Source organism: Paraclostridium dentum, from assembly GCF_012922555.1.
Lineage (GTDB): Bacteria > Bacillota > Clostridia > Peptostreptococcales > Peptostreptococcaceae > Paraclostridium > Paraclostridium dentum.
The window spans coordinates 1-2,373 of record NZ_WIPK01000035.1 but is presented as its reverse complement, the minus strand read 5'-3'; the positions used below and the strand labels follow the sequence as shown (position 1 = coordinate 2,373).

The 2,373-nt window shown below is 43.5% G+C and carries 2 protein-coding genes; both read right to left on the bottom strand.

The genetic code is table 11. The annotated features are described in order from the left end of the window. Positions 1–146: 146 nt before the first annotated feature. On the bottom strand, positions 147–1,073 hold the full coding sequence (locus GFJ41_RS20825) for a hypothetical protein (protein WP_170075958.1): 927 nt from the start codon (positions 1,071–1,073) through the stop codon (positions 147–149). Between the two features lie 66 nt (positions 1,074–1,139). Then, the coding region (locus tag GFJ41_RS20820; RefSeq protein WP_170075957.1) for a VWA domain-containing protein at positions 1,140–2,373 on the bottom strand (1,234 nt) is incomplete at its 5' end.

The following is a 2,373-nucleotide window of genomic DNA, read 5'->3' as shown; positions in this document are numbered from 1 at the left end:
TTTTAGTTGTCAGAGTTGTTTATTATGTAGCAAGTACGTTTTCAAGGGATACAAGGTCAAGGTATATTTAATTAGTGATTAATTAGAAAATAACTGAATGCATCATGTGTAGTCTAAGAAGGTCCTTTGTAGCCATGTCTCTTTTCTCAGGTTGTCTTAAAGAGGCCAGAAACAATATAGTCTTCAATGTCTCCATCAATAATCCCTGTGCCATTATTATGAATGAACCAACAGGGCACATCTTCTCCTTCCTTCACATTCTTTCTGTAGTCTTTCTGCCAGCCCCTGGTCACTGTGAGATTGTGGCCTTTTACAAACATGTGGGCGTCTGGTTTGTCTGGGTTTTCTCCTTGAAAGACATCACTAACTTCGAATGTTATACCATGGAAAAATTGTCCAAGTAGACCATGGACTCTTTGTGAAAACAGGTGGCTGTCCAGTGTATAAAAGCCCAAATAATCCTGGTGGTATGGGTGCTTTTTCCACACTTTGTGTAGAACAATGACAAATTTCATCGAGTTCCTCAAGATCACTGTAAGACTGCGGTCTTTGGTTATATGCAGGTCCATGTTGGGCCCTTTCACAGAGGTATTGTCAGACCAGTAGAATTTTTCCTGTTTGCCCCTTTCAGACACCAAGATGTCCTGTGTAGTCACCATCAGTCTGATGCCAAGCTTAGCATGAATGATTCCAAAGCGCCCAAAGTAGGTGCTCATCATATTGTTAGGGTCTATCTTCTTATCCCCAATAGTTTGACCATTTACAATGATACCTGTCAGTGGATCTTTGACCAGGTTGAAGATAGTGCCAGGTTTGTCATTGATGTTGAAGCAGAGTGCATCATTTTGGTTTGGGAACTCAATGATGAAGTGTGGATCTGAATCAACCCAATTTACAGATGAGTGATAATTGTGAAAATGCGAAGAACTGATACCCGATGAACTGGGCGATGAAGCATAAGAATATGAGGAACCAGAACTTGCTTTAACTTCCGGACGCTCATCTTCTGTCAGCTTGTCAGCAATTAGTGTATCCTCTGGCTTTTCTTCAGTTTCAGGCTTGGTCACCACCATGGAGGTAAGCGGCGTGACAAAGTTATATTTCAGAGAGAGCGCCAGTGCTTCTGCTGTAGCATTCTGCTACTCCTCAGGTGAACCCTTGTCTTTCTTGTCCAAAAGATTCTGGATGGTCAGATATGCCCAGAGACGCTCAGTGAAATCCCCAAAGATGTATTCTTGATCGGGGAAGATGATATTCCAGTCTGTAGTACTGGCCTGGCCTTTTAGCACAAACTCTGTATCTAACGACTGCGCAGACACTTCGACTGGAAAGTCGTTCATTTCGATGTCATTCATTCGACCCGACACGACAATCTCGGAGCCGTTATAGAGCTGCTTGAATTTGCTGATAGTCACAGAGTTTACCGTGCTGTCTGGATAAGTGAAATGTACATCTGACAGGAGAACGTTTGCAACCTCATTGTAAAATCCCTGTAGCTGAAGCACAGCATCCGATGCCTCGTAGATTCTCCTTGCCAGACCGTTATTCTCTTTCGCCATTACATCCAGGAAACTGTATTTTACATCAAAGCCAAAGCCCAGGCAAAAGAGGGTCGCTTCTTCACCGATAGCATTTCGGACATTTTGTTGTATTTTTTCTGGGTTTGTTTCACCTTTAGTTGGGTCTCCGTCAGTCAGTAGGATGATCATGGATGCACTGTTTTCTGGAACAACTTTATTTGCCCTGGCCGTTTTCAGCAAGTCCGCAGCACGCAAAACAGCTTCATTAATGTTTGTCCAGCCAGATGCATATATGTTTTTAGCAAAAGCTTTTGCTTCGTTGACATTTTCCTCTGTGGCTCTGGTTAGTGTTGACTTCCATGTATCGGCACCAGTTGAAAAAGTTACGAGGGCAAAGTGATCTTCCTCATGCAGGTCACTGAGGATGGTCTGCATCGCGTCTCGAGTCTGTTGCATTTTTTCTCCCAACATGGAGGTGCTCTTGTCTATCACAAACACAACATTCTTGGGCAATCGTGGCAAATTAGCTGGGGCAAAGAAGTGTACAAAATACCCGTTCACTATCTGCATATCAAGATCCTGTGCACGCTTGACATCATAGTTGATGAAGAAATCTCCATCTATCAGCGTACCCTCACAGTCTGAGCATTTCCTTTGCTGATCAAGGGTTGGAGAGAACAACACATGCGCCTTTTTGTCACTGACTGATTTCTCCACCAGGGGAAGTAGCTCATTGGTGATGAATGTACCATGGGCATCCAAAAACTCAATGCCGTGAGGCTCATAGACGGCAGCAACAATCTCAAAGTGTTGGACAAGCTGCTTGGGTTTGACTCGAATCATCAGCTCATAT